At 33.3% G+C, this 6,321-nt stretch carries 5 protein-coding genes and 1 tRNA gene; 4 read left to right on the top strand and 2 right to left on the bottom strand.

Annotated features, from left to right (window positions below):
- The 3 genes from ACP6PL_RS27575 to proX (ACP6PL_RS27565) all read left to right on the top strand — a co-directional run.
- Nucleotides 1–197, top strand: a 197-nt coding sequence (locus ACP6PL_RS27575; protein ID WP_426548538.1) for a hypothetical protein, incomplete at its 5' end; no start/stop codon positions are given.
- 187 nt (nt 198–384) lie between these two features.
- A complete protein-coding gene (gene proX / locus ACP6PL_RS27570) occupies nt 385–1,395 on the top strand; it encodes a glycine betaine/L-proline ABC transporter substrate-binding protein ProX (RefSeq protein WP_426548537.1) in 1,011 nt (336 codons plus the stop codon).
- 163 nt (nt 1,396–1,558) lie between these two features.
- Nucleotides 1,559–2,572, top strand: coding sequence for a glycine betaine/L-proline ABC transporter substrate-binding protein ProX (gene proX, locus ACP6PL_RS27565; protein WP_426548536.1), 1,014 nt, complete (start codon nt 1,559–1,561; stop codon nt 2,570–2,572).
- Nucleotides 2,573–2,645: 73 nt separating this feature from the next.
- Here the strand turns inward: proX (ACP6PL_RS27565) and ACP6PL_RS27560 are convergent, their stop codons facing one another.
- Both ACP6PL_RS27560 and ACP6PL_RS27555 read right to left on the bottom strand, forming a co-directional pair.
- A complete protein-coding gene (locus ACP6PL_RS27560; RefSeq protein ID WP_426548535.1) occupies nt 2,646–4,145 on the bottom strand; it encodes a hemolysin family protein in 1,500 nt (499 codons plus the stop codon).
- 101 nt (nt 4,146–4,246) lie between these two features.
- Nucleotides 4,247–4,915, bottom strand: coding sequence for a hypothetical protein (locus ACP6PL_RS27555; protein WP_426548534.1), 669 nt, complete (start codon nt 4,913–4,915; stop codon nt 4,247–4,249).
- Between the two features lie 213 nt (nt 4,916–5,128).
- Here ACP6PL_RS27555 and ACP6PL_RS27550 point away from each other — a divergent pair.
- Nucleotides 5,129–5,201, top strand: a tRNA-Ile gene (locus ACP6PL_RS27550).
- Nucleotides 5,202–6,321 lie beyond the last annotated feature (1,120 nt).

The following is a 6,321-nucleotide window of genomic DNA, read 5'->3' as shown; positions in this document are numbered from 1 at the left end:
CGGTTTTAACCAGAGGTAATTATCAATTATCCATTATCCATTATCAATTAATGAAGGGAAGCTCTCCTTTTTCCGGACGGAATGCTCCGCAAACAAGTCGGCGAGAGCTGTTAACGGAGTTATGTGTCAGCAAAACAACCGGTTTTTCTCCCCTTGAAAGGAGTAACTTGACACTTTATTTCTTAGTCATTAATTAACCTTAGTAGTGGCTTGAATACGTTCAAAAGCTGAATGCTTACCCTAAGATAAATTATAGAGTGAGTAGTTAAAGTTTAAGTGTAAGTTATTTTCCCTAAACTGTAAACTTACCACTATTCATAGATCTACAAAATCATCAGAAAATTAAATATTTAATAAATAGTAAAATTTGCTAATTAAACCAAAATGAAACAAAAATCCCTAAAAATTATCTTAGGAAGTATCCTCACAAGTTTATTAATAATTTTCACTTCCTGTCAACAAGTTCCTAATTCTCAAACTACAACTATTCGGACTGCTCATAGTACCTGGATAGAAGAGTCATTTCAAACTAATATTGTCAATATAGGTCTAGAAAAACTAGGCTACAAAGTGGAAAAACCAAAACAAATTGAATACTCTGCTATTTATATTTCCATAGCTAATGGAGACTTAGAATATAGCACCATTTACTACCAACCATCACATGAAAAATTCTTTGAAAAAGCTGGTGGAGAAGAAAAATTAGAGAAAGTAGGAATTTTGACACCTCAAGGAATAGCTGGATATCAAATAGACAAAAAAACAGCAGATAAATATAAAATTACTAACATTCAACAATTAAAAAATCCAGAAATAGCCAAGCTTTTTGACTGGGATAAAGATGGTAAGGCAAATTTAGTTGGTTGTAATCCTGGTTGGGCTTGTGAGTTAAATATAGACCATCAAATCGAAGCTTATGGACTAGAAAATACAGTAGAACATAGTCGAGGCCAATATAATATTCTATTACTAGATGCCATTACTCGCTATAAACAAGGGCAACCCATTCTTTATTTTGCCTATAATCCTCACTGGATATCTGCTATTTTAAAACCAGGTAAAGATGTAGTTTGGTTAGAAGTGCCTTTTACCTCCTTACCAGATATGAGAAATATAACAGAAAAAGACACATTACTAGACGGAAAAAATATTGGCTTTTCTAGAACTCAACAGCGTATTGTAGCTAATAAAAAATTTCTAGAAGCTAACCCAGTTGCTAAAAGATGGTTTGAGTTAGTAGAAATTCCAGTTGCAGATATGAATGCTGAAAGTTTACGCATTAAAGAAGGTGAAGACAAACCAGAAGATATTTTACGTCATGCTCAAGAGTGGGTAAAAAATCATCAGCAAAAATATGATAGTTGGTTAGAAACATCAAGACAAGCAGCTAATTAAACTCAAAGCCTTTTAACTTTTTAGCTTTAAAAAATAGAAAAAATAAGCTGATAGTAAATTTAACAAATTTTGATTACTACTTCACTAAACTAAAAATTACTCAAAAATCAAATATTAAATCTAAGATTATTTTTTATCTTAAAAATTTACCAATTGAACAAAAATGGAACAAAAATTCCTAAAAATTATCTTAGGAAGTATCCTCACAAGTTTATTAATAATTTTTACTTCCTGTCAACAAGTTCCAAATTCTCAAAGTGTAACTATTCGGACTGCCCATAGTAACTGGATAGAAGAATCATTTCAAACTAACATTGTCAATATCGGTCTAGAAAAACTGGGCTATAAAGTAGAAAAACCAAAAGAAATTGGTTATCCAGCGCTTTATATTTCCGTAGCTAATGGAGACTTAGACTATAGTGTTGTTTACTATCAACCAGGACACAAGAAATTCTTTGAAAATGCTGGTGGTACAGAAAAATTAGAGGGAGTTGGAACTTTAACACCCCCAGGAATTCAAGGATATCAAATTGATAAAAAAACAGCCGATAAATATAAAATCACTAACATTGAACAATTAAAAAATCCAGAAATAGCCAAACTTTTTGACTCAGATAAAGATGGTAAAGCAAATTTAGTTGGTTGTAATCCTGGTTGGTTTTGTGAGTTGACTATAGACCATCAAATTGAAGCTTATGGACTACAAGATACTGTAGAACATAATAGAGGACAATATACAGTTTTACTTGCAGATGCTATCACTCGTTATGAGAAAGGTGAATCTATTCTTTATTTTGCTTATAATCCTCACTGGATATCTGCTATTTTAAAACCAGGGGAAGATGTAGTCTGGTTAGAAGTTCCTTTCACATCTTTACCAGAATCTCTGAAAAATCTGAGTGAAAAAGATACATCAGTAGATGGAAAAAATCTTGGCTTTCAGAGAAGTAAACAGCGTATTGTAGCTAATAAAAAATTTCTAGAAGCTAACCCAGTTGCTAAAAGATGGTTTGAGTTAGTAGAAATTCCAGTTGCAGATATGAATGCTGAAAGTTTACGCATTAAAGAAGGTGAAGACAAACCAGAAGATATTTTGCGTCATGCCCAAGAATGGGTAAAAAATCATCAGCAAAAATATGATAATTGGTTAGAAACAGCAAGACAAGCAGCCAATTAAATTCAAAGCCTTTTAACTTTAAAAACAGAAAAAATAAGCTGATAGGATGTCAATCAAAACAAAAGCTGAATTTTCAATCAATTAGTTTATTTGGTGAAATTCGATTCACTGTTTCCTCTGTTTCATCTTCTAAAACTAAGTTAACAGTTTGCTCAATTCCTGACTCTTCTAATTGACGAATCTTGATTTGATCTAAACGAGGACCTTCAGCAGAGATAACAGTAAACTCAAGATTTTCGTAGCATAACTTTTCTCCTCCAGTGGGAATTTTTTGTAATTGATAAATCAAAAATCCTCCCAAAGTCTGATAATCCTCAGTCACTGGTAAATCTAAATTTAAGAGTTGATTAACCTCTTCAACACTTAACTGTGCCTGGACAATAAAAGTCTGATCATCCAACATTTGTAAAGCAAATTCTTCAGTGTCCGTTACTTCATAACTATCACCACTAACAATTTCAGCAATCAAATCCTCCCGTGTAATTAATCCAGCAGTTCCACCAAACTCATCTACCACTATTACCATTTCTGAGTGCTGAGGACTATTTGGGATTTGACGCATTCTTTGCATCAATGATAATAACTCATTCAGATAGGTTTGTTCAGAAACGAATCTTGCAGGACGAATCCAAGATAAAATTGCAGTCTGTGGAGATAATAACCCTTGGGCTAAAGGTTTAGCCAATTCTTTAAAATCAATAATACCCTGAATATCATCTATAGATTCACCAACTACAGGATAACGAGAATGACTAGATACCTGAATTTCATCTAACAAATTTTGAAAAGTAGCTGTACTAGAGATAGTATTTATATTTGTCCGTGGAACCATAATTTCTACAGCTAATACTTCTCCAAATTCAAATACATTACTAAGTAATTGTCGTTCTTCTGCTTCTAAACCTGTTGATTCACTAGAAGTAGAGATAATTAATTGTAATTCTTCTGGAGTAACTGGTGCTTTCCAAGCACTGGCAGTATATTGAATTCCCACCAGTCGTAATAACCAATGAGTAGATTGATTTAATATCCAAATAAACGGATTAAAGAAGCGAGAGATAGCTAGACTCAGAGGGCCTAATAATCTAGATAACTGTTCTGAATAAAGTAGGGCTACTGACTTTGGACATAATTCTCCCAACACAATTTGTAGATAAGCCAAAATAAAAAAAGTGACAATAGGAATGGCTAGGGAGTGGGCGATAGCTTGACTAATATGAATAGGTAGTGGTACACTGACTATAGCATTCCTCACAATTACTGCCATAGTTCCTTCACCAATCCAACCTAAAGCCAAACTAGATAAAGTAATACCTAACTGAGTTGTTGAAAGTAGTCGGTCTATATTTCTTTGAAGTTTCTGAACAATTTTTGCTGGAACATCACCCTCATCTACTAATTGATTAATGCGTGACCTTCGTACAGAAACAATAGAAAACTCTGCCACAACAAAGAAGGCATTTATGACAATTAGTAGAAAAACCGAAAATATGTGGGACAGTATATCTGTCCACGTCATATCTCTCCAAATCAGCATTTCTAAGCCTGGCATCTCTAGCAAACTTACTGCCATTGATTTTGCCTCAGACCTATGAACATTTTCATGTTTAAAATTTACAATTTTTGATCAAAAAATTCAGTTTAAAGACTCCCAACTCAAAATTCAAAATCAACTTAATCTATTTTAATTTTAGACATTTTCAAATTTAACTTTTGAGCTGGATAATCTGTAAGTTCTAGGGAAAGTTCTTTAGCATTATCTAATAAAGTAATTGGGATTGTAATAATACCATAATATCTTCTACCATTTGGTGGTAGTTCTCCTGGTAAATCCTCTGTACTGGCGCTGAGAACTCTTCCTTGTTCATCTGTAATATTCAAAAAACTGTATAAAAATCTAACAGCTCGGTCTCCTTCGTTTTTTAAATTAACATCCAAGACTAGAGAGTTTCCCCACTTGCGAACATCATTAACTTCCAATATTACTCCAGCATCACTACTTACAATTGGAAAACTTTGCTTGGATTTAGTTTCTTTAGAAGACTTGGCCTTAGCTGTTTTTTTCTGGGAACCTTCTTTAGCAGTTTTTTTCTCAGCTATTCCACCATTTATAATAGTATTTTTTACATTGATAATAATTTTTTCCTCCTTTAAGAAGACTAGTTCTTCTCGACGATTGGAACTGTCTTTAGCAGGTACTAAATTATTGGTAGGACGAGTATCTGGTTGAGTAATTCCTTTTAAGGCTTCTCGGCCTAGTTTAAATCCCCAAGAAGCACTACCCAAACCAGCACTAAACATTAGAGCCAGCAGACCTAGAGTTAGCAAAATACTAGAATTCATGGTTTTTTCTGTCTAAGGTATGATCTTGTTTTTTGTTATGATATACTATAAATTAGTACTATGTATTAATGTCCAAAGTTACCTATTTTAATTTTCTGTAGATTTTTTAATGAAGTCAGGAAGATATGTTATAGTATAAAATTAGTGTAAAGGTATATCAAACTATTCCTATATCCTTAAATGATCAGCTAATATATAATAGCTAAGAAATAAGCGCCTTTGGCCGATTGGGGAGGCAGCGAGCTCATAATTCGCTTTCAGGCTGGTTCGATTCCAGCAGGGCGCATTTATAACCTGACTCAAGAATTTTATATATTTGTATCCGAACACTAATGGCGGATGCTGTGGTTTTTTATTGGTTAATCAAAATAATGAGTTAGGCAGTCAGGCAGGCAAGGAAGGGAATTTAGAAAGATGTGGCTAATAGCTGAAGATGGAAAATTTCTTATACCAAATTAGGGGGATTTGATATAACCCAATATCATAACTTAAATATGGTTGTCAAAAAAGCAGTTCTTGTCCTGTGATAATTAGCTAGAACTTCAACCGTAGGATACTCAAAAATTGGCGTTGCTGGAAAAGAAACTCCCAGAGGCTGAATCTTATTACTAGAAGTTTGAGGAATAGTTCCTATTTTCAATAATTATATCCCATCAACTTTCTCGTATCATGTCAGCTTAATTAGTGATAAAAAAAATTTCTTCTCCTAATACCTTATTTCTCCCTCTTGAGTTCTCCCTAATTATTTATCAATGTTCATCCGGACATAATATCACTAATGCTATTGGAATACAGCTTGACGGATAGTGTTAATCAAATCATCATATAGTTCATCCAAGTCACTTTCCCGAACCTCCTGAACAGAACCTGGTGAATAATAACCAGTCTTTTCTCACTTTAACGAGACGGACTCTCCTTTGTATCTTGTAAATAATCTGGAAAAGTTTCTGTAGTTGGTTTTAGTCTATTCTAATAATCTTGAGCAACACTCAAACTAGATACCCAAATCTCTCCTTCTTATACCGTTTCACGGAAGTCAGAAGTTAGAAGTGAAATTTGAGTCTTTTAAAAGTTTTTATATAGTAAGTTCAGCTTATTATTTCACATTATCAGTCGCCAATTATTAGTCACTTGAACATTGGGTTAAGGTTTCCCGGTTAACAATGAAAATTTTCTGAATTGATTTAAATTGAAAGTGATTTTGCAGATGCAAAGTAAACAAAATTAATAGACATATGGTGATAATTAAAAATCAAATCAATCCCATACACAAAAATCATTACAGCGGTTTTCATATTAATAAACCACAATGATACTGACTCATTACTCCTTACTCCTTACTCATTACTCCTTACTCCTTACTCCTTACTCATTACTCCTTACTCATTACTCCTTACTCATTACTC

This window comes from Dapis purpurea BLCC-M126 (assembly GCF_050015975.1).
GTDB lineage: Bacteria > Cyanobacteriota > Cyanobacteriia > Cyanobacteriales > Microcoleaceae > Trichodesmium.
Note: the sequence above shows the minus strand (reverse complement) of the source record. Positions and strands in the feature narration are given on the sequence as shown.

What these genes read in the sequence shown, in the direction of transcription:
- ACP6PL_RS27555 (WP_426548534.1), bottom strand. Translation starts at nt 4,915, where the DNA reads ATGAATTCTAGTATTTTGCTAACTCTAGGTCTGCTGGCTCTAATGTTT.
- proX (WP_426548537.1), top strand. Translation starts at nt 385, where the DNA reads ATGAAACAAAAATCCCTAAAAATTATCTTAGGAAGTATCCTCACAAGT.
- ACP6PL_RS27560 (WP_426548535.1), bottom strand. Translation starts at nt 4,145, where the DNA reads ATGGCAGTAAGTTTGCTAGAGATGCCAGGCTTAGAAATGCTGATTTGG.
- proX (WP_426548536.1), top strand. Translation starts at nt 1,559, where the DNA reads ATGGAACAAAAATTCCTAAAAATTATCTTAGGAAGTATCCTCACAAGT.